We start from the raw sequence: 21387 nt of genomic DNA, 5'->3' as shown, positions 1-21387 counted from the left end.
CCTTGCTGCCCCGGCTGGCTGTGCCTGCCGGGGGCAGCCCCCGGAACCCCCGGCCGCTCCAGCCCCCGCGTCAGCGACCGTTGAACGCGTCCTTCAACCGCGAGAACAAGCCCTGCTGCCCTGGCTGGAACTGCCCCTGCGGGCGTTCCTCGCCGCGCAGCTTGGAGAGCTCGCGCAGCAGGCGTTCCTGCTCGGGGTCGAGCTTGGTCGGGGTCTGGACCTCGACGTGGACGATGAGGTCGCCCCGGCCGCCGCCGCGCAGGTGCGTGACGCCGCGGCCGTGCAGCGGGATCGACTGGCCGGACTGGGTGCCCGGGCGGATGTCGACCTCCTCCAGGCCGTCCAGGGTCTCCAGCGGCACCTTGGTGCCGAGGGCCGCCGCGGTCATCGGGATGGTGACCGTGCAGTGCAGGTCGTCGCCGCGCCGCTGGAACGTCGAGTGCGGCAGCTCGTGGATCTCGACGTACAGGTCGCCGGCCGGACCGCCGCCGGGGCCGACCTCGCCCTCGCCCGCGAGCTGGATGCGCGTGCCGTTGTCGACCCCGGCCGGGATCTTCACGGTCAGGGTGCGGCGGGCGCGGATGCGGCCGTCGCCGGCGCACTCCGGGCACGGGGTGGGCACCACCGTGCCGAAGCCCTGGCACTGGGGGCACGGACGCGACGTCATGACCTGGCCCAGGAAGGACCGGGTGACCTGCGAGACCTCACCCCGGCCGCGGCACATGTCGCACGTCTGTGCGGTCGTGCCCGGAGCCGCGCCCTCGCCGCTGCACGTGCTGCAGACGACGGCCGTGTCGACCTGGATGTCCTTCGTGGTGCCGAAGGCCGCCTCGTCCAGCTCGACCTCGAGCCGGATCATCGCGTCCTGGCCCCGGCGCGTGCGCGAACGCGGTCCGCGCTGCGACGCCGTGCCGAAGAAGGCGTCCATGATGTCGGAGAAGTTCCCGAAGGAACCGGCCCCGAAGCCGCTCGCGCCGGCCGCGCCGGCCTGCGAGAGGGGGTCGCCGCCGAGATCGTAGACCTGCTTCTTCTGCGGGTCGGAGAGCACCTCGTAAGCGGCGTTGATCTCCTTGAACCGCTCCTGGGTCTTGGGATCCGGGTTGACGTCCGGGTGCAGCTCGCGCGCGAGCCGCCGGAAGGCCTTCTTGATCTCTTCCTGCGACGCGTCACGGCGCACGCCGAGAACGGCGTAGTAGTCCGTGGCCACCTACGACTCCGCCAGGATCTGTCCGACGTACCGTGCCACTGCGCGTACCGCTCCCATCGTTCCCGGGTAATCCATGCGGGTCGGTCCGACCACGCCGAGCTTGGCCACTGCCTCGCCGCCCGAACCGTAGCCGACCGACACGATGGACGTGGAGTTGAGTCCTTCGTGGGCGTTCTCGTGACCGATGCGCACGGTCATGCCCGGATTCTGCGTCTCACCGAGCAGCCTCAGCATCACGACCTGCTCCTCCAGCGCCTCCAGAACGGGCCGGATCGTGAGCGGGAAGTCGTGCGCGAAGCGGGTCAGGTTGGCGGTGCCGCCGATGACCAGCCGCTCCTCGTTCTCCTCGACGAGCGTCTCCAGGAGGGTGGAGAGCACGGTCGAGACGGTACCCCGGTCCTCGACGTCGAAGCCGTCGGGCAGGTCCTCCACGAGGTGTGGGACGTCCGTGAAACGGCGCCCCGCGACCCGGCTGTTCAGCCGCGCCCTCAGGTCGGCCAGGGAGGTCTCCCCGAAGGGCGCCGGGCAGTCCACCATCCGCTGCTCGACCCGGCCGGTGTCCGTGATCAGCACGAGCATCACCCGCGCGGGCGCGAGGGCCAGCAGCTCCACGTGCCGCACGGTCGAACGGGTCAGCGACGGGTACTGCACGACGGCGACCTGCCGGGTCAGCTGGGCGAGCAGCCGTACCGTGCGGGCCACCACGTCGTCGAGGTCGACGGCGCCGTCGAGGAAGTTCTGGATGGCGCGCCGCTCGGGCGCGGTCATCGGCTTGACCTCGGCCAGCTTGTCGACGAACAGGCGGTACCCCTTGTCGGTGGGGATACGGCCGGCACTGGTGTGCGGCTGGGCGATGTAGCCCTCGTCCTCCAGGGCCGCCATGTCGTTGCGGACCGTGGCCGGTGAGACGCCCAGGCTGTGCCGCTCGGTGAGGGCCTTGGAGCCCACCGGCTCCTCGGTGCCGACGTAGTCCTGGACGATGGCGCGCAGCACCTGAAGCCGCCGCTCGCTGAGCATCGCGCACACCTCCAGGGTCGTTCCTCGGCCACCCGCCTGGCACTCTGCGCATACGAGTGCCAGCTCTACCCGGCCCAGTGTACGGCCGCCGGGTACGCCCCCGGCAAGGCCGGGCCGCGACGGACTACGAGGTCGGGACCGGGATCACCCGGGATCGGCCAGGATGTCGTACCCGGCCGCGGTCGCGACTAGCGTCGCCGTATGACGGCTGGTCGGGAAGAACCTCGTAAAGAGCCTAGGGACGCACCTCGGGAAGAGCCTCGGGACGAACTGGAATGGGAACGGCTGGCGGACGGCGTCGGGCGGTGCCGCCTTCCGGTGTGGGACTGCACGGCCGGGCTCGTCGTCGGGGCGGACGCCGCGCTGATGGTCGACGCGGGGTCGAGCCGCGCGGAGGGCGCGCGGTTGTGCGCGCGGGCGCGGGAGCTCTCCGGTGGCCGTGTGACACTTCTCGCGCTCACCCACCCGCACTTCGACCACGTCTTCGGGGCCGCCGAGTTCACCGGCGCGGAGGTGTTCGCCGCCGCGGGCGCGGCCGCCGTGTTCACCGGCGGGCGCGAGGAACTGCGCGCGGACGCGATGCGCCACGGGCTGGACGCGGGGGCGGCACGCGAGGCGGCGGACGCGCTGGTACGCCCCGGCCGCGAGGTCGGCGACCGGCTGAGCCTGCGGCTCGGCGGCGGGCGGGAGGCGCTGCTGGTGAACGTGGGTCCGGGCCACACGGGGCACGACCTCGCCGTGGTGGTGCCGGGCGAGCAGCCGGTGGTGTTCTGCGGGGACCTGGTCGAGGAGTCCGGCGAGCCCCAGGCCGGCCCGGACGCCGTGCCGTCCCGGTGGCCAGCCGCCCTCGACCAACTGCTGGCGCTCGGCGGCGAGGACGCGCTGTACGTCCCCGGTCACGGAGCGGTGGTGGACGCCGCCTTCGTCCGCGCCCAGCGGGACGCCCTGGCCGCGCGCTTCGGCGTGTCGCCCTGATCGGACACGGGCCTGTCCATATCGTCACTCGAATGCGCCAGTACTCGCCCGACCTCACTCCTCCCTGGAAGAAGCCGCGGACCGTGCCGGAGGTTTCCGCCGAGCCGGGTCTGGTCGTGGAGGAGCCCGGGACGGGCTTCTGCGGGGCGGTGATCCGCTGCGAGGCGGGCACGGTGACGCTGGAGGACCGTTTCGGCAAGCACCGGGTGTTCCCGCTCGCACCCGGCGGCTTCCTGCTGGAGGGCCGGGTGGTCACCCTGGTGAAGCCGTCGTCCGGCCCGGTACGGCCCACCCGTACGGCATCCGGTTCGGTCGCCGTGCCCGAGGCACGCGCGCGCGTGGCCCGCGCCGGCCGCATCTACGTCGAGGGCCGGCACGACGCCGAACTGGTCGAGAAGGTGTGGGGCGACGACCTGCGCGTCGAGGGCGTGGTCGTGGAGTACCTGGAAGGCGTCGACGACCTGCCGGCGATCGTCGAGGCGTTCGCGCCCGGTCCGGACGCCCGCCTCGGCGTCCTCGTGGACCACCTGGTCCCCGGCAGCAAGGAGTGGCGCATCGCCGAGTCGGTGACCAGCGAGCACGCGCTGGTGGTCGGCCACCCGTACATCGACGTCTGGGAGGCCGTGAAGCCGTCCTCGCTCGGGATCGGGTCCTGGCCCCGCGTCCCGCGCGGCCAGGACTGGAAGACGGGCGTGTGCCGCGCCCTGGGCTGGCCGGAGAACACGGGCGCGGCCTGGAAGGGGATCCTGTCCCACGTGCGGTCCTACAAGGACCTGCAACCGGAGCTGCTGGGCCGGGTCGAGCAGCTGATCGACTTCGTCACCGTCCAGCCCGAGTAGCCGCTCGGGTCCGGCTCCGGGCGCTCCGGGCGCCTCAGTCCACCAGGTCCCGCACCACCGCGTCCGCCAGCAGCCGGCCCCGCAGGGTGAGCACGGCGCGCCCCGCCTCGTACGGCCCCTCCTGGAGCAGCCCGTCGGACAGCGCGCGCCGGGACGCGGCCAGTCCGTCCGGGCGCAGCAGGTCCAGCGGGACGCCCTCACGCAGCCGCAGTTCCAGCAGGATGCGCTCCACCCGGCGGTCCTCCTCCGTGAGGAGTTCCCTTCCGGCGCCCGGGGAGCGGCCGGCCGCCAGGGCTGCCGCGTACGTCCCCGGATGCTTCACGTTCCACCAGCGCACGCCCCCCACGTGGCTGTGCGCGCCGGGTCCGGCGCCCCACCAGTCGGCGCCGCGCCAGTACAGCTCGTTGTGCAGGCAACGGCCGGCTTCCGAGGTGGCCCAGTTGGACACCTCGTACCACTCGAAGCCCGCCGCGGTCAGCGTCTCCTCGGCGATCAGGTAGCGGTCGGCGTGCACGTCGTCGTCCGTCATCGGGATCTCCCCGCGCCGGATCCGGCGGGCGAGCTGGGTGCCCTCCTCCACGATCAGGGCGTACGCCGAGACATGGTCGGGGCCGGCGCCGAGGGCCGCGTCCAGCGAGGCCCGCCAGTCGTCGTCGGACTCGCCAGGGGTGCCGTAGATCAGGTCGAGGTTGACGTGCTCGAAGCCGGCGGCGCGGGCCTCGGCCACACAGGCCTCGGGGCGGCCGGGGGTGTGCGTGCGGTCGAGGATCTTCAGCACGTGCTGCCGGGCGCTCTGCATGCCGAAGGAGATCCGGTTGAAGCCGCCCTCGCGGAGCGTGGCCAGGTAGGCCGGGTCGACGGACTCCGGGTTGGCCTCCGTCGTGATCTCGGCGTCGGCCGCGAGGCCGAACTCGTCGCGGATCGCCCCCAGCATCCGCACCAGGTCGTCCGCGGCCAGCAGCGTGGGCGTGCCGCCGCCGACGAAGACCGTGCGGACCTCGCGCGGGTCGTCGCCGAGCACCTTGCGGGCGAGGCGGACCTCGTCGGTCAGCGTCCCGGCGTAGTTGTCACGGGACGCGAGCACCCCGCCGGTGCCGCGCAGTTCGGTGGCGGTGTACGTGTTGAAGTCGCAGTAGCCGCAGCGGGTCGCGCAGTAGGGGACGTGCAGATAGAACCCGAGAGGCCGGTCGGCCGCCCCGGCGAGCGCGCCCACAGGCAGCGCACCGTCATCGGGAACGGACTCACCATCGGGAAGTGCGGAAGGCATACCTCCCATTGTCCAGCACCCCGGGCGAAGCCCGGGGCCCGGCGGCTGGGGCGGGGCGGTTTCTTGGGCGCCGGTGTTCTGTCAGTCGCGTTCGGCCTGGAGTACCAGCAGGGCCAGGTCGTCCTCCGGTGGGCCCGTGCCGAAGTCGTGTACGAGGCGGCGGATGCGTTCGGCGATCGGTTCCGCGTCGAGTCCGGCGCAGCCGGCGAGGGCCGTGGCGAGGCCGTCCCCGTCGTCGAACTGGCGGGAGCCGGAGCGCCGCTCGGTGACGCCGTCGGTGACGCACAGCAGGGTGTCGCCGGGCCGCAGCTCGAAGGTCTCGCAGGCGTACGTCTCGTCCTCGATCACCCCGAGCAGCGCCTGCGGCCGGGCCGCCGTACGGACGCCGCCCTCGCGCCCGAGGACCAGCGGCAGCGGATGCCCGGCGGAGGCGAGGGTGCAGCGCACGCCCCCGTCGAAGGGGACCAGCTCGCCGTACAGCAGGGACAGGAACCGGGTCTGGGTGTCGCCGGGCACCGGGGTCCGTCCGCCGGCCGCCACCAGGACGCGCGCGGCGGCGTCGGCGGCCTCGGTGGCGTCGTCGAGGAGGAGCTGGTTGAGGCGGTCCAGGACGTCGGCGACGCCGTAGCCCTCGCGGGCCAGCAGCCGCAGCCAGGGGCGGGCGAGCCCGATGACCACGGCGGCCTCGGGGCCCTTGCCCTGCACGTCGCCGACGGCGAAGCACCAGCGGCCGTCGCCGGCCGGGAAGAGGTCGTAGAAGTCGCCGCTCGGACCGCCCTTGTCGCACGGCTCGTACACCAGCGCGCTGCGCAGACCGGGGATCTCGGCGACCGCGCCGGGAAGCAGGCCGCGCTGGAGCACGGCGCTGATGGTGGCCTGGCGGGCGTACTGCCGGGCCGCGCCGATGGCGAGGGCGACCCGGCGGCTGAGGTCCTCGACCAGCCCGGTGACCTCGTCGGGGAAGCGGAGCAGCCCGGTCCGCCCGATGACCAGCGTGCCCAGCGGACGGCCGCCCGCGATCAGGCGGTACGCCAGCGCCGCGCCGTGGGCCGCGTGCGGGCCGAGGGCCTCCCCGGGCCAGGGATAGGCGACGGGCCCTGACCGCAGGCCGTCGGTGGGGCGCGGCGGGTCCTTCTCCAGGGCACGGCGCAGTTCCTCGATCCGGCTCTCGCTGCCGTGCCAGACACGGGCGAGCCGCGGCCCGGCCGCGCCGGTCCCTCCGTTCCAGCCTCCGCCGCCCTCGCCCCAGCGCGAGGCCGCCCACCGACCGGTGGACTCGTCCTCCAGCCACACCGCGCACCAGTCGGCGAGCCGGGGCACGAGCAGCTGTCCGGTGAGCGAGGCGACCAGGTCCTCGTCGAGCTGTCCGGCGAGCAGGTCGGAGGCCTCCGCGAGGAAGGACAGCGCGCCGCGCCCCAGCCAGTCCCGGTCCCGCCCGGCGCGCTGCGGCTCGGGCGCGAGGACCTCGGCGATGCCGAGCCCGCGTTCCGCGCCGTACGCCGCCTGCTCGTCCTCCTCCGCCGGGCCGGCCTCAGCGGCCAGCCGCGCCCACACCGTCTTGGCGCCGGTCCGGTAGGTGACGCCCCACTCCTCGCAGAGCGTCGCGACCAGCCGCAGGCCGCGGCCGTACTCCGAGGTTTCGTGCGGTGTCCTGGAGCCGTGATCGTGGGGGGCGCGCGAGGGGTGGTGGTCGCACACCTCGACCACGCAGGCGCCGGTCTCCGGCTCCAGCCGGCAGGTCAGCTCGACGTCGGTGCCCGCGTGCACGACGGCGTTGGTGACCAGTTCGCTGACCACGACCAGGACGTCCTCGGCCAGTCGCTCCCCGATCTCGAACCCGAGGTCCTTCCACTCGGCCAGCGCGGAGCGCAGCACCGCGCGGGCGGAGCGGGGCGCGAGGGAGCCCCCGGGCAGTACCGCGTGGGTCCGCGGGCACGCCCCCGCGGCGTGCCCGGCCGCGCCGGACGCGTGCGCGGGTACCCCGGAGGCACAGGAAGCGGTCTCCCGCTGCGTGGGAATGGCCCCCATCTGCGGCTCCCCGGGCGGTCCGGACGAATCGGTTTCGGTCAACGCCGACAGGGTGACAGACCGACCGCGCCCATAAGCAAGGAGTTACCGAAGTGTGTCGCCTTGTATGAGGACTGCACTACCGGAGTGATCAAAGACGGACAGATCCGAATGCCCGTGAACGTATTCGTGATCGTTCCCCGCGCACCCGAGGCGCGCGGGGAGTTCACCGGCCGGGCCGGCTCAGCGATCACGCCTCCCGCGCGCCCGCGTACATCTCGTCGATCAGGTGCTGGTACTCCCGCTCCACCACGGGCCGCTTCAGCTTCAGGCTCGGGGTGATCTCGCCGTGCTCGACGTCGAGGTCGCGCGGCAGCAGGCGGAACTTCTTGATGGTCTGCCAGCGCTGCAGGCCCTCGTTGAGCTGCCTGACGTAGCCGTCGACCATCTCGACCGTCCGCGGCGCGGCGACGACCTCGGCGTACGGCCTGCCCTCCAGGCCGTTCTCCTTGGCCCACTCCATGATCGCGAGCTCGTCGAGGGCGATCAGCGCGGTGCAGAAGTTCCGGGCGGCGCCGTGCACGAGGATGTTGGAGACGTACGGGCACACCGCCTTGAACTGGCCCTCGACCTCGGCGGGCGCGATGTACTTGCCGCCGGAGGTCTTGATGAGGTCCTTCTTGCGGTCGGTGATGCGCAGATAGCCGTCCGGGGAGAGCTCGCCGATGTCGCCGGTGTGGAACCAGCCGTCGGCCTCCAGCACCTCGGCGGTCTGCTCGGGCAGCTTGTGATAGCCCTCCATGATGCCGGGGCCGCGCAGCAGGATCTCGCCGTCGTCCGCGATGCGCACCTCGGTGCCGGGCAGCGGCTTGCCGACCGTGCCGGTGCGGTAGGCCTCGCCGGGGTTGACGAAGGAGGCGGCGGAGGACTCGGTGAGGCCGTAGCCCTCCAGGATGTGGATGCCGGCGCCGGCGAAGAAGTAGCCGATCTCCGGGGCGAGGGCGGCGCTGCCCGAGACGCAGGCGCGCAGCCGGCCGCCGAAGGCCTCGCGGATCTTGGCGTAGACGAGCGCGTCGGCGACCTTGTGCTTGGCGGCCAGGGCGAAGGGCGCGGAGCGGGTGCCGGTGCGCTTGAAGTTGTCCTGGGTGACCTTGGCGTACTCGCGGGCGACCTCGGCGGCCCACTGGAAGATCTTGTACTTGGCCGGGCCGCCGGCGCGCGCCTTGGCGGCGACGCCGTTGTAGACCTTCTCGAAGATGCGCGGGACGGCCGCCATATAGGTCGGCTGGACGACCGGAAGATTCTCGATGATCTTGTCCACGCGGCCGTCCACGGCGGCGACGTGCCCGACCTCGATCTGGCCGGAGGTGAGGACCTTGCCGAAGACGTGCGCGAGCGGCAGCCACAGGTACTGCACGTCGTCGGCGCCGACCAGCCCGGTGGCGGCGATGGCCTTGGCCATGTACGACCAGTTGTCGTGCGGCAGCCGAACGCCCTTGGGGCGGCCGGTGGTGCCGGAGGTGTAGATGAGGGTGGCGAGCTGGTCCTTGGTGATCGCGCCGACCCGCTCCTTGATCAGCTCGGGGTGCTCGCCCAGGTACGCGGCGCCGCGCCGCTCCAGCTCGGCCAGGCTGAGCACCCGGTCGCCGGTCTCGACGCCGTCCGCGTCGATGACGACGACGTGGTGCAGCTCGGGCAGCTCGGCGCGCTTCCCCTCGGCCTTGGCGAGCTGCTCGGCGTTCTCCGCGATGAGCACCCTGCTCTGGGAGTCGGAGAGGATGAAGGCCGACTCGCCGGCGTTGGTCTGCGGGTAGACCGTGGTCGTGGCCGCGCCCGCGCACATGATGCCGAGGTCGGCCAGCAGCCACTCCACGCGGGTGGAGGAGGCGAGCGCGACCCGCTCCTCCGGCCGCACGCCCAGTTCGATGAGTCCGGCCGCGATCGCGTAGACCCGCTCGGCGGACTGCGCCCAGCTCAGCGACTTCCAGTCGTCCGGGCCCGCGCCGGATGCCGCGGGTACGGGGTAGCGGTAGGCCTCGGCGTCCGGTGTGGCCGCCACACGCTCCAGGAAGAGGGCCGCCACGGACGGCGGACGGTTCTCGATCAGGGTCTGTGCGTCGCTCACGACATCCTCCGGGGCCCGCGACAATGCGGCTGGCTCTTTGCGGCTGGGGTGACTCACGTGTGGTGGTTCGGGCTATTGCTTAACTCGCGAGTAACTAACGAGCAGGATCAGACTAAGGTGCGACCGGCCACCGCGTAAGAGGCAGCGCTCGGCGACTTCCCACAGAGAGCTACCGCGTGAATGCGCGGGGGCCCGCCGCGCTTTCGCACGACGGGCCCTTTTTCACCCGGTTCACCGGGTAACGGCCGCACGTTCCGAGCTACCGGGCGGTCACTTCTTGCCCTTGGCCGACCCCGCGCTGTCATCGCTGGAGAGCACCGCGATGAAGGCCTCCTGGGGAACCTCCACGGAACCCACCATCTTCATGCGCTTCTTGCCCTCCTTCTGCTTCTCCAGCAGCTTCCGCTTACGGGAGATGTCACCGCCGTAGCACTTGGCGAGGACGTCCTTGCGGATGGCGCGGATGGTCTCGCGGGCGATCACCCGGGAGCCGATGGCGGCCTGGACGGGCACCTCGAAGCTCTGCCGCGGGATCAGCTCCCTGAGCTTGGCGACGAGCCGGACGCCGTACGCGTACGCCTGGTCCTTGTGGGTGATCGCCGAGAAGGCGTCCACCTTGTCGCCGTGCAGCAGGATGTCGACCTTGACCAGGGAGCTGCTCTGCTCACCTGTGGGCTCGTAGTCGAGGGAGGCGTAGCCGCGGGTCTTGGACTTCAGCTGGTCGAAGAAGTCGAAGACGATCTCGGCGAGCGGGAGGGTGTAGCGGATCTCGACGCGGTCCTCGGAGAGGTAGTCCATGCCCAGCAGCGTGCCGCGGCGGGTCTGGCACAGTTCCATGATCGAGCCGATGAACTCGGTGGGCGCGAGGATCGTGGCCCGCACGACGGGCTCGTACACCTCGGCGAGCTTCCCCTCGGGGAACTCACTGGGGTTGGTGACCGTGTGCTCGGTGCCGTCCTCCATCAGCACGCGGTAGACCACGTTGGGGGCGGTGGCGATCAGGTCGAGCCCGAACTCGCGCTCCAGCCGCTCGCGGATCACGTCCAGGTGGAGCAGGCCGAGGAAGCCGACGCGGAAGCCGAACCCGAGGGCGGCGGAGGTCTCCGGCTCGTAGACCAGGGCGGCGTCGTTGAGCTGGAGCTTGTCCAGCGCCTCGCGCAGCTCGGGGTAGTCGGAGCCGTCCAGCGGATACAGGCCGGAGAAGACCATCGGCTTGGGGTCCTTGTAGCCGCCCAGGGCCTCCTCGGCGCCCTTGTGCTGGCTGGTGACGGTGTCACCGACCTTGGACTGGCGGACGTCCTTCACCCCGGTGATCAGGTAGCCCACCTCGCCGACGCCGAGGCCGTCGGCCGGCAGCATCTCCGGGGAGTTGGTGCCGATCTCCAGCAGCTCGTGGGTGGCGCCGGTGGACATCATCCGGATCCGCTCGCGCTTGTTGAGCTGACCGTCGACTACACGGACGTAGGTCACGACACCGCGATAGGAGTCGTAGACGGAGTCGAAGATCATCGCGCGGGCGGGGGCGTCGGCGACGCCGACCGGGGCCGGGATCTCCTTGACCACCCGGTCGAGCAGCGCGTCGACGCCGAGGCCGGTCTTGGCGGAGACCTTCAGCACGTCGTCGGGGTCGCAGCCGACGAGGTTGGCCAGCTCCTCGGCGAACTTCTCCGGCTGCGCGGCCGGCAGGTCGATCTTGTTGAGGACCGGGATGATCGTGAGGTCGTTCTCCATCGCCAGGTAGAGGTTGGCGAGGGTCTGGGCCTCGATGCCCTGGGCCGCGTCGACGAGCAGGACGGTCCCCTCGCAGGCGGCGAGCGACCGCGAGACCTCGTAGGTGAAGTCGACGTGCCCCGGGGTGTCGATCATGTTGAGGATATGCGTGTTGCCGGGGTCGTGGGTGGGGGCCCACGGCAGGCGCACCGCCTGGGACTTGATCGTGATGCCGCGCTCGCGCTCGATGTCCATGCGGTCGAGGTACTGAGCGCGCATCTGCCGCTGCTCGACCACCCCGGTCAGCTGGAGCATCCGGTCGGCGAGCGTGGACTTGCCGTGGTCGATGTGCGCGATGATGCAGAAGTTGCGGATCAGAGCCGGGGCGGTACGGCTCGGCTCGGGCACGTTGTCAGGGGTCGCGGGCACGCAGGGTCCTGTTTCTTGAGGCGCCTTATGCCTCGGGTCGGAACGATACGTAGCTTCCATGGTCCCACGGGTGGGGACCGGCGGCCGGTTTGGGCCGCCCAGCGGGCCGCTGGTAGCCTGGGCGACTGTGTCTCATGCCCTCTACGCGTGAGGCACAACTCAAGAAATCACCGGTGCGGGACCCGTGCGGCCCCGTACCAGAACCTGAAAAGGCTCATTCGTGGCGAACATCAAGTCCCAGATCAAGCGGAACAAGACCAACGAGAAGGCCCGGCTGCGCAACAAGGCCGTCAAGTCCTCTCTGAAGACCGCGATCCGCAAGGCCCGCGAGGCCGCTGCCGCGGGTGACGTCCAGAAGGCCACCGAGCTCCAGCGCGCTGCCGCGCGTCAGCTCGACAAGGCCGTCTCGAAGGGCGTCATCCACAAGAACGCGGCCGCCAACAAGAAGTCGGCGCTGGCCACCAAGGTCACGGCCCTCAAGGGCTGAGCCCCTTCCTTGATCTGAACGGATCCTCCGGGATCCGACTTGGCCGGAAGGACTGAGGGCGGGCCCTCTCTCATCCGCCCCCGACCGGCACCCCCGGATCCGCGCGCGGCCTGCGTTCGCCACGCGGGCGCGGAACCGAACGGCGTGAACCGAAGGCCCCGCCGCACTCCCTTTCCCCAGGGAGAGCGGCGGGGTCTTCGGCGTGTCGCGGAACGCGAAGGGAGGCCGGGGCCTTCGAGGTGGGGTGGCGCGGGCCGTCTCAGCCGCGCCCTCTGGAACGGGCCGCCCGGGCGATGATGACCACGGCCTTCTCCAGGGCGTACTCGGGGTCGTCTCCGCCGCCCTTGACGCCCGCGTCGGCCTCGGCCACCGCACGGAGGGCGACGGCCACGCCGTCCGGGGTCCAGCCGCGCATCTGCTGCCGGACGCGGTCGATCTTCCAGGGCGGCATGCCCAGTTCCCGCGCCAGGTCGGCCGGACGGCCGCCGCGCGCGGACGACAGCTTCCCGATCGCCCGCACGCCCTGGGCGAGCGCGCTGGTGATCATCACCGGTGCCACGCCGGTGGCCAGCGACCACCGCAGCGCCTCCAGCGCCTCCGCCGCCCGCCCCTCGACGGCCCGGTCGGCGACCGTGAAGCTGGACGCCTCGGCCCGCCCCGTGTAGTAGCGGCCGACGACGGCCTCGTCGATCGTCCCCTCGATGTCGGCGACCAACTGCGCCGCCGCCGACGCCAGCTCCCGCAGATCGCTGCCGATCGCGTCGACCAGCGCCTGGCACGCCTCCGGTGTGGCCGAACGCCCGAGCCCGCGGAACTCGCCCCGCACGAAGGCGAGCCGGTCGGCCGGCTTGGTCATCTTCGGGCAGGCCACCTCGCGCGCACCGGCCTTGCGCGCCGCGTCGAGCAGGCCCTTGCCCTTGGCACCGCCCGCGTGCAGCAGCACCAGCGTGATCTCCTCGGCGGGCGCCCCCAGATACGCCTTGACGTCCTTGACCGTGTCGGCCGACAGGTCCTGCGCGTTGCGTACGACCACGACCTTGCGCTCGGCGAAGAGCGACGGACTGGTCAGCTCGGCGAGCGTGCCGGGCTGCAACTGGTCCGGGGTGAGATCCCGTACGTCCGTGTCGGCGTCGGCGGCCCTGGCGGCGGCCACCACCTCCCGCACGGCACGGTCGAGCAGGAGGTCCTCCTGCCCCACGGCTAGCGTCACCGGGGCGAGAGGGTCGTCGTTCGCAGTCTTCCTGGCCATCGCGACAAGCATCCCACGGACCACTGACAACGCCCCCGGCACATGGCACCGGTCGCCTCGCCGCGTTGTCGTCGGTTGGCAGGGCTCCGCCCTGCCGCCCTCCTCCGCCTAGGGCTCCTCGCGCCAGCCCTCCCACTCCCCCGCGAACGCGTCCAGCTCTGCCGGATCGAGCCGTTCCGCCTCGTCCCGGAGGACGAGGAGCCACTGCGCGTCCTCGGCGTCGTCCTCACCGGCCAGCGCGTCGCGGACGATCCGCGGCTCCTCGTCGACCGCGAACCGCTCCGCCAGCGCCTGCGCCGCCTCCTCCGCGGCATCGCGGTCGGGCAGCACCAGCACGTGTCTCACATCGCTCACGGGGCCATTGTCCGGCACCCCGCCGTGGCGGCGGTCCGCGGCGCCTGACGGCCGTGCCCGGCCGGCCGTCAGGCCTTGGCGACGAGCTGCACGTCGAGGGCGACCTGGATGGTCGGTCCGACCACGGCGATCCCTCGCGCCAGCATCGTCTGCCAGCTGACCGTGTAGTCGTCACGGTGCAGCTCGGTGGTGGCCCGGCAGGCCGCCCGCACCTCGCCCTCTATGCCGTTGCCGAGCCCGAGGTACTCCATGTCGAGGGTGACCGTACGCGTCACCCCGTGCAGCGACAGCGCGCCGGTGACGGCCCATCGGCTGCCACCCCTGTGCACGCACCGCTCGCTGTAGAACTCGAGCGTCGGGAAGTTCGCCACGTCCAGGAAGTCCGCCGAGCGCAGATGGTCGTCGCGCATCCGCACGTTCGTGTCGATGGACGCCGCGTCGATCACCACGTGCATCGCGGACCGCTCCACGGGATCGGCGATCCGCACCACTCCCGCGAAGGAGTTGAACCGCCCGTGAATCCGGGCCAGCCCGATGTGCCGGGCGGTGAAGCCGATCGAGGAGTGCGTCGCCTCTATCTCCCAGTCGCCCGGCGCCGGCAGCTCCGGCGGCTGGGCGACCTGGAGGGTCACATCGCCCAACGGGGCCAGCGAGTTCTCGCTGACGAACACGGTCGCCCGGTGCGGTGTGTACCCCACCGCGGAGATGGCGAGCCGGTACTCCCCCGCCGGCACCGTCGCCAGGAACAACCCGTAGGGATCCGTGCCGCCGCCGACCACCGTGCGCCCCATGGCGTCGCTGACGGTGAACTCGGCATGCGCCACCGGATCGTTGACCGGATCGAGCACCCGGCAGCTCAACACCCCCGCGTCGGGCGGGGTCTGCACCGCCGCGAGCGGACTCGCCTGTTGCACCCGGTTCGTCCGGTTTCCCAGCCAGCGGCCGAACATCTACGCCACCCCATGCATGCCTCGACATCTCCATTGCCGAAGAAGTATTCGATCACCAACAGGGCATTCCAGGCAACACGAGCCCACATCGCGAGAATCCGGCACATGCCATGGGACTACGCACAAGGCGCATCAACTGGCCCTTCATTGATAGAAAATGAATATTTTCACCTCACTTCCCTCACAGTCGGCACACATCCCCGGTGTTCAGTCCCGCGCCACACGCACCCCCGCACCCGCCCCGGTCACCGCGAGCGCCCCGTCCCGGTCCGTGCGCAGCACCACCGCGCCCAACGCGCGCAGGGCCGCGACGGTGGGAGGAGCCGGGTGCCCGTAGGTGTTGTCCGCGCCGCAGGAGATCAGGGCCAGGCGCGGAGCCGCCACGCGTATCAGGTCCGGGCTCTGGTACGCCGAGCCGTGATGGGCGACCTTGAGCACGTCCACGCCCGCCAGTCGCGCGCTCATCGGCGAGTCCAACAGCGCCTGCTGGGCCGGGGGTTCGAGGTCGCCCAGGAGCAGCAGGCGCAGTCCGCCGGAGTGGACGAGCAGCGTGACGCTGGCGTCGTTGGGTCCGTCCGGGTCCGGTGCGGGGGACGGAGGCGGCCACAGCACCTCCCAGGTCAGGTCACCGGTACCGCGCTGCTCCCCGGCACCGGCGCGGGTGAGCGGGATGCCGCGGCGAGCCGCCTCCTTCCGTACGAACTCGGCCTGCTGCGCGGGTTCTTCGTACCCGGTCGTCTCGATCGCGCCCACCGCGCGTCCGCGCAGTACGCCCGGCAGGCCGGCCACGTGGTCGGCGTGGAAGTGGGTCAGTACGACCAGCGGGACCCTGGTGACGCCGAGTTTGCGCAGGCAGTGGTCCACCAGTGCCGGGTCGGGTCCGGCGTCCACGACCACACCGGCGCCGCGGCCCGCCGCGAGCACCGTCGCGTCACCCTGGCCCACGTCGCACATCGCGAACCGCCAGCCGGGCGGCGGCCAGCCGGTGATCACCCGGGTCAGCGGCGGCGGCTGCACGATCACCAGCAGGAGCAGCGCCCCGCAGACTCCGCAGAGCCAGGGGTGTCTCAGCAGCCACCGGCCCACGAGCACGGCCGCCACCGTGACGAGGGCCAGCAGCAGCGCCCCGGTCCAGTTGTCCGGCCAGTCCACTCCCCCGCCGGGCTGGGCCGCCCCGGTCCGGGCCACGTCCGCAATCCACCCGGCGGGCCAACTCGCGCACCAGGCGAGCGCCTTCGCCACTGGCATCGCCAACGGTGCCGTCGCCAGCGCCGCGAAACCCAGCACGGTGGCGGGCGCGACGGCGGCCTCCGCGAGCAGGTTGCACGGCACCGCCACCAGACTCACCCGGGCCGACAACACGGCGACGACGGGCGCGCACAGCGCCTGCGCCGCGGCCGCCGCGGCCAGCGCCTCGGCCGCCCGGGCGGGGACCCGGCGCCGTTGCAGCGCCGCGCTCCAGCGGGGCGCGAGGGTGAGCAGGGCTCCGGTGGCCAGCACCGACAGCAGGAAGCCGTAACTGCGCGACAGCCACGGGTCGTAGAGCACCAGCAGCAGTACGGCCGTCGCCAGAGCCGGGAGCAGCGATCTGCGACGCCCGGTCGCGAGGGCGAGCAGCGCCACCGCTCCGCAGGCCGCGGCCCGCAGCACGCTCGGGTCGGGCCGGCACACGACCACGAACCCCAGGGTGAGCGCCGCCCCGAACAGCGCGGTGCCGCGCAGGGGAAGGCCGAGCCGCGGCGCCAGGCCGCGGCGCTCCACCCGCTGGGCCAGGCCCGGTGGCCCAAGGAGCAGGACGAGGAGGATGGTGAGGTTGCTCCCGGAGACGGCCAGGAGGTGTGTAAGGTCCGTCGCCTTGAACGCCTCGTCGAGTTCGGGGGTGATCCGCGAGGTGTCCCCGACGACCAGGCCCGGCAGCAGCGCCCGCGCGTCCGACGGCAGGCCGTCGGTCGCCGCCCGCAGCCCGGCGCGCAGCCGACCCGCCAGCCGCTGTGGCGCGGACGGCTCCGCCACCACCTCGGGCGGCGCCCGGTCCTGGACCCGGAGGACCGCCGCGATCCGGTCGCCGCCTGTGATCGGGGGCGCAAGCCGCGCGGTCACTTTCAGCCGCGTGGACGGCAGCAGCCCGAGCCAGGGCGAGAGCTGCGCCCCTTCCGCGGGGTGCGTGTCGTGCCCGTCCGTCGGGCGTCCCGGTCTTCCCGACGGGTCCCCGACACGGTCCGCCGTCTGCGAGCCGATGTTGACGAGGATCAGCACCGGAGTCCGGGTCACCACGGCCGCCGCCGAGCCGGGACGGTCGACGCGCAGCACCTCGGCGTCCATCCGTACGGAGGGAGGTGCCTGGCGGTCGCCGCGGATCCGGGGGCGGGTGAGGCGGGGGTCGGAGGTCAGCTCCACCTCGGCGGTCACCGTGGCGAACTGCCGTGCCAGAGCGGGCACCGGACCGCGCCTCACGTCCGCCCCGTGGAGCCCGGCGGACACGGCGGCCGCGGCGGCACCGAGCAGCGCGGCGGCAGCGGAGGTACGCGCCCAGGAGGCACGCGCCCGGGACCGCCCGGCGGTGGGGGCGGGCGGCTGTCCTGCCGTGGGGGTTCCACGGCTTCCGCGTCGTCGGCCTACCAGGAGTACGGCGGCAGCGGTGAGGCAGGCCGTCACGAAGCCGGTCACGCGGCCCGTGGAGGCGTCCAGCGCCACGGCCGCCGTAGCCCAGGCCGCGAGTGCCGGTGGGACGAGCCGGAGGTCTGCCGGGCCTTCCTGCCGGGGATGGGCGTCTCCCAGCCGCTTGCCGGAGGCGGCGTGCACCGCCGGGCGGAGGTGGGTCGGGGTGGATGGGGGCTCGGCGGGGGCGGGGCGGCCGGGAGGCGCGGGGCCTCGCTCGGCGTCGGTGCCGGTCTCCGTATCGGTATCGGGGTTCACGGGCTGACCAGGTCCCGCAGATCGGCGAAGCGGCGCGTGCCGATGCCGCTGACCTCGCGCAGTTGGTCCACCGAGCGGAAGCCGCCGTGCTGCGTGCGGTAGTCGATGATGCGCCGGGCCAGTACGGGACCGACGCCGGGCAGGGTCTGCAACTGGTCAGCGGTGGCCGTGTTGAGGGGGACCGGGGCCGTGGATGTGCCCGCGGCACCCGTACCGGCCGCGCCGGCGACGCCCGTCCCGGGCGCCTCGGGTACGGCGGCGGGGGCCGGGCCGCCGACGACGACCTGTTCGCCGTCCGCCAGGAAGCGGGCCCGGTTGAGGCCGTCGGTATTGGTGCCGGGACGCACCCCGCCGGCCGCCTGGATTGCGTCGGCTACCCGCGACCCGGCCGGCAGGCGCTGGATTCCGGGGCGCCGGACCTTGCCGCTGACGTCCACCACGATCTCCGCGCCGGGAGACGCCGGGGCGCCCCGCGCCGTGACCGGCGCTCCGGCCGTGGTGGCCTTGTCCTGCCCCTGGTTCTCGTGGGGAGCCACGGCACGCACCACCTCGGGTGCCTGGACCGTCTGCGTACGGCCGGTCCAGAAGTGCTGTACGGCGAGGAGTGCGGCGACGGCGAACAGCACGGTGAGCGCCACCACGTTCCTGCGCTCCAGCCCGCACCGCGTCTGCAACCACAACGGCATCCGCTCGCGCACCGCGGCCCCGGCCCGCTCCCGCCAGTCCGGCACCCCGGCAGGACCCACGAGCCCCGTCTCGGCGCCGCTGCCCGTCTCCACGGCGCCCCGCACAGCGGGATGGGCCGCGCCCCTCCGGCCCGGGGCCGTCGGGCCCGCCCCAACCGCCGCGGTCGAGCAGCTAACTTCGCTCATGGCAGCGGGGTTCGCACGGCCCGCGCCAGACGGACTCAGGTCCGCCAAGCCCCCGTCGACGACCGCAGCCGGGCCAACATCGAACACTGCGGCCGGGCCGCCACCGGCCATGCCAGTCGCCCCGCCGCCGACCACGGCCGCCGGGCCCACGCCCACCGCGGCAGCAGATGCTCCGGCTGCGACTGCCCGGCCCACGCCAACCAGCCCACCACCGACCACCGCGGCCGGGCCCACCTCCCGCACGGCGACAAAACCCCCGTCGCCCAGGGCAGTCGGCTCCGTGCCATCCACCGCAGGCGGACCCGCGGCCGCCACGCTCGGCTCACTCGTGACAGTGACGACGTCGGCCAGGACAGTCGGGCCCGTACCACCCACCGCAAGCGGGTCCACGGCCGCCGCGCCCGACTTCCCCACAACGCCAAGTCCCACATCGGCCACGCCGTTCGGGTCCGCGCCGCCCACCGCAAGCCAGCCCGCGGCCGCCACGCTCGGCTCACTCGTGACAGTGACGACGTCGGCCAGGACAGTCGGGGCCGTGCCACCCACCGCAAGCGGGCCCACGGCCGCCGCGCCCGACTTCCCCACAACGCCAAGTCCCACATCGGCCACGCCGTTCGGGTCCGCGCCGCCCACCGCAAGCCAGCCCGCGGCCGCCACGCTCGGCTCACTCGCGCCAACGCGCTCGAAGTCGGCCCCGGCCATCGCACCCTCACCACCCGCAGGAGCCGGCCCCGTGCCACCCGCCGCAGCCGCCCTCGCCGCGTCTGGTGGGCGGCCCGTCCGCTCCGGCGTCGCCGTGGCCCAGGACGGCCTGGGACGAGGGGGCCGAATCGGCGGCACCGGGTCAGGACCGGTCTTGTGCTTCCGCGCGACCTCCCGGGAGTCACCGCCCGGCTCCCCGGCCCGCGCCGCGCGTTCAGCGAACAGCGCCTGCGCGCGCCGGTGCAGGTCCTCCGCCGAGGCGTGGGAGCCCCGGCGGGCCGGTGGGCGGCGGTGCCGGGTGCGGCCGTCGGAGTCGGGGGCCCGGCCCGGGCCGCTGGTCGCCGCCGCTGTGCGTGAGCGTGATCGAAGTGCCATGCCAGGAGCATCCGGCAACCCGGCACACTCGCGATGATCTTGCTCAATTTCCGGGGACTACTGCCCAGTTGTGGACAACTCACTCACCCGTACGGGTCAGCGCGGCGAGACCACGACCCCCAGCAGCCCCGGACCGGTGTGCGCGCCGATGACCGCCCCGACCTCGCTGACGTGCAGGTCGGCCAGGCCGGACACCCGTGTGCGCAGCCGGTCCGCGAGGGCCGACGCCCGTTCGGGAGCCGCGAGATGGTGGACGGCGACATCGACGTCGGCACCGCCCGCGCGCTCGGCCACGATCTCCTCCAGGCGGGCGATCGCCTTCGAGGCGGTGCGCACCTTCTCCAGGAGTTCGATCCGGCCGTCCTGCAACTGGAGCAGTGGTTTCACGGCGAGCGCGGAACCCAGCAGCGCCTGCGCCGCGCCGATGCGGCCGCCCCGGCGCAGATAGTCGAGGGTGTCGACGTAGAAGAAGGCGGAGGTGCCCCCGGCACGTTTCTCGGCGGCCGCGACCGCCTCGTCCACCGTGCCGCCGGCCTCCGCGGTCTCGGCCGCGGCCAGGGCGCAGAAGCCGAGCGCCATCGCGACCATCCCCGTGTCCACCACCCGTACCGGCACCGGTGCCTCGCGCGCGGCGAGCACCGCGGCGTCGTACGTGCCGGAGAGCTCCGCGGACAGGTGCAGGGAGACGATGCCGCTCGCGCCGGACGCCGCGACCCTGCGGTAGGTCTCGGCGAACAGTTCGGGGCTGGGGCGCGAGGTGGTGACGGGCCGCCGCTTCTGCAGCGCCTGGGCGAGTGAACGCGTCGAGATCTCGGTGCCCTCTTCGAGTGCCTGGTCGCCGAGGACCACGGTCAGCGGAACCGCGGTGATGCCGTGGCGCTCCATCGTCCGCGGCGGCAGGTAGGCCGTTGAATCGGTGACGATCGCGACATGGCGGGACATGAACTGGAGGTTACCTGCCGTAGTGCCCCGATGGCAGCCCAGCCCCTCTCACCGGGTCACGTGTGGCCGGATCGGGCCGTGTTCAAGTCGTGCTCTCGGGCCGGGGCTTCTTCTGCCAGGGGTAGACGGGGCGACGGCCCGACGGGGTGATGGCGGGCCGGGCCGGCTCCTCGGCGGAGGCCTGCCGCGGGGCCCCGGGCCAGGTCCGCGAGTCCCCCGCGGCGGCCGGTGGCTCGGTCGCCGGCCCGCTCGGCGGCTCGGTCGTCGGCTCGGTCGGCTCGGTCTTGGTCCAGTGGCGCAGCGCGCCGGCCTCCACGTCGATCTGGGCGCTCAGCGTGTCCAGGTCGTCGTCGGCGAAGCGGCGGGCGCGGTCGCGGGCCGCCCAGCGCAGGGAGTCGGCCGATTCCGTGATGCGTTGGGTGCGTTCACGCAGGGCCGGGAGCCGCTCGGTGAGCGTCGCCCGGTCCGGCTCGGCCTCCAGTCGCTTGAGGTCGCCCTCGAGTTCGCGCCCGTGCACGCTGAGCCGCTCGAAAAGGGCGATGGACTCCTTGAGGGACTCGTCCTCGTGCACGCCCGCGTACAGGGCGTCCTGGGTGGCGCGCATCGAGGTGCGCAGGGTGAGCCGCAGCTGGGCCAGTTCGCCCGCCGGGCCGAGTTGGGTGAAGGACTTGGCCCGCAGTGTGTGGTCCTCGACCGTGCGGCGGGCCTGGGTGATGGTGCGGTCCACACTGCGCTTGGCGGCCCCGACCACCTTCACCGCGGCGTAGGCGCCGAGCACCACGAAGACCGCGAAGAGGAGGACGAGGACGGTGACGACTGTTTCCACGGCGCTCCTCCTCCGGCTCGCGCGGCACCGGTCGCGCCGCCCCTCCACGGTAAACGCAACGGGCAGGCCCCGGGTTCCAGACGAACCCCGAACCTGCCCGTAGGGGACTACCCCGAGGCACTCACGCCCCGGCCCTCA

16 protein-coding genes are annotated in these 21387 nt (G+C 72.9%); 3 read left to right on the top strand and 13 right to left on the bottom strand.

The window, feature by feature from the left end:
* Positions 1-70 precede the first annotated feature (70 nt).
* A complete protein-coding gene (gene dnaJ / locus ACWEK3_RS23890) occupies positions 71-1207 on the bottom strand; it encodes a molecular chaperone DnaJ (protein ID WP_453250553.1) in 1137 nt (378 codons plus the stop codon).
* Positions 1208-2224 carry a heat-inducible transcriptional repressor HrcA gene (hrcA, locus tag ACWEK3_RS23885; protein WP_384173293.1) on the bottom strand — a complete coding sequence of 339 codons (1017 nt, stop codon included), beginning with the start codon at positions 2222-2224 and terminating at the stop codon, positions 1208-1210.
* Positions 2225-2542: 318 nt separating this feature from the next.
* Here hrcA and ACWEK3_RS23880 point away from each other — a divergent pair, with 318 nt between their 5' ends.
* Entirely contained in the window at positions 2543-3199 is a 657-nt protein-coding gene (locus tag ACWEK3_RS23880; protein WP_450542985.1) for an MBL fold metallo-hydrolase, read from the top strand.
* Between the two features lie 32 nt (positions 3200-3231).
* On the top strand, positions 3232-4038 hold the full coding sequence (locus tag ACWEK3_RS23875) for a DUF3097 domain-containing protein (protein WP_383056973.1): 807 nt from the start codon (positions 3232-3234) through the stop codon (positions 4036-4038).
* Positions 4039-4072: 34 nt separating this feature from the next.
* Here the strand turns inward: ACWEK3_RS23875 and hemW are convergent, their stop codons facing one another.
* From hemW to lepA, 4 genes are all read right to left on the bottom strand, one after another.
* Positions 4073-5305 carry a radical SAM family heme chaperone HemW gene (hemW, locus tag ACWEK3_RS23870; protein WP_450542984.1) on the bottom strand — a complete coding sequence of 411 codons (1233 nt, stop codon included), beginning with the start codon at positions 5303-5305 and terminating at the stop codon, positions 4073-4075.
* Between the two features lie 81 nt (positions 5306-5386).
* Entirely contained in the window at positions 5387-7333 is a 1947-nt protein-coding gene (locus ACWEK3_RS23865) for a SpoIIE family protein phosphatase (protein ID WP_453250552.1), read from the bottom strand.
* A 229-nt stretch (positions 7334-7562) separates the two neighbouring features.
* Positions 7563-9437 carry an AMP-dependent synthetase/ligase gene (locus ACWEK3_RS23860; protein WP_450542981.1) on the bottom strand — a complete coding sequence of 625 codons (1875 nt, stop codon included), beginning with the start codon at positions 9435-9437 and terminating at the stop codon, positions 7563-7565.
* Positions 9438-9707: 270 nt separating this feature from the next.
* Positions 9708-11576, bottom strand: coding sequence for a translation elongation factor 4 (lepA, locus tag ACWEK3_RS23855; RefSeq protein WP_390723959.1), 1869 nt, complete (start codon positions 11574-11576; stop codon positions 9708-9710).
* Positions 11577-11796: 220 nt separating this feature from the next.
* On the opposite strand from lepA, the gene rpsT reads away from it, so the two are divergent.
* Positions 11797-12063, top strand: coding sequence for a 30S ribosomal protein S20 (gene rpsT / locus ACWEK3_RS23850; protein ID WP_141361020.1), 267 nt, complete (start codon positions 11797-11799; stop codon positions 12061-12063).
* 259 nt (positions 12064-12322) lie between these two features.
* Here rpsT and holA read toward each other — a convergent pair whose 3' ends face one another.
* From holA to ACWEK3_RS23815, 7 genes are all read right to left on the bottom strand, one after another.
* Positions 12323-13312 carry a DNA polymerase III subunit delta gene (gene holA, locus ACWEK3_RS23845; RefSeq protein WP_450542979.1) on the bottom strand — a complete coding sequence of 330 codons (990 nt, stop codon included), beginning with the start codon at positions 13310-13312 and terminating at the stop codon, positions 12323-12325.
* Positions 13313-13420: 108 nt separating this feature from the next.
* A complete protein-coding gene (locus ACWEK3_RS23840) occupies positions 13421-13666 on the bottom strand; it encodes a hypothetical protein (protein ID WP_450542977.1) in 246 nt (81 codons plus the stop codon).
* Positions 13667-13734: 68 nt separating this feature from the next.
* Positions 13735-14616, bottom strand: a complete 882-nt coding sequence (locus ACWEK3_RS23835; protein WP_453250551.1) for a YceI family protein — start codon at positions 14614-14616, stop codon at positions 13735-13737.
* A gap of 207 nt (positions 14617-14823) precedes the next feature.
* The gene (locus ACWEK3_RS23830) at positions 14824-17418 is read right to left on the bottom strand and encodes a ComEC/Rec2 family competence protein (protein WP_453250570.1); all 2595 of its coding nucleotides are present in this window, start codon (positions 17416-17418) and stop codon (positions 14824-14826) included.
* A gap of 110 nt (positions 17419-17528) precedes the next feature.
* Entirely contained in the window at positions 17529-18404 is an 876-nt protein-coding gene (locus tag ACWEK3_RS23825) for a helix-hairpin-helix domain-containing protein (RefSeq protein WP_450542973.1), read from the bottom strand.
* A gap of 1173 nt (positions 18405-19577) precedes the next feature.
* Complete coding sequence (locus tag ACWEK3_RS23820) at positions 19578-20423, bottom strand: DegV family protein (RefSeq protein WP_390723955.1); 846 nt, start codon at positions 20421-20423, stop codon at positions 19578-19580.
* An 82-nt stretch (positions 20424-20505) separates the two neighbouring features.
* Positions 20506-21249, bottom strand: coding sequence for a hypothetical protein (locus ACWEK3_RS23815; protein WP_450542971.1), 744 nt, complete (start codon positions 21247-21249; stop codon positions 20506-20508).
* Between the last annotated feature and the right edge of the window lie 138 nt (positions 21250-21387).

The organism is Streptomyces sp. NPDC004721 (assembly GCF_053601495.1).
This window is presented reverse-complemented; position numbering and strand designations above follow the sequence as displayed.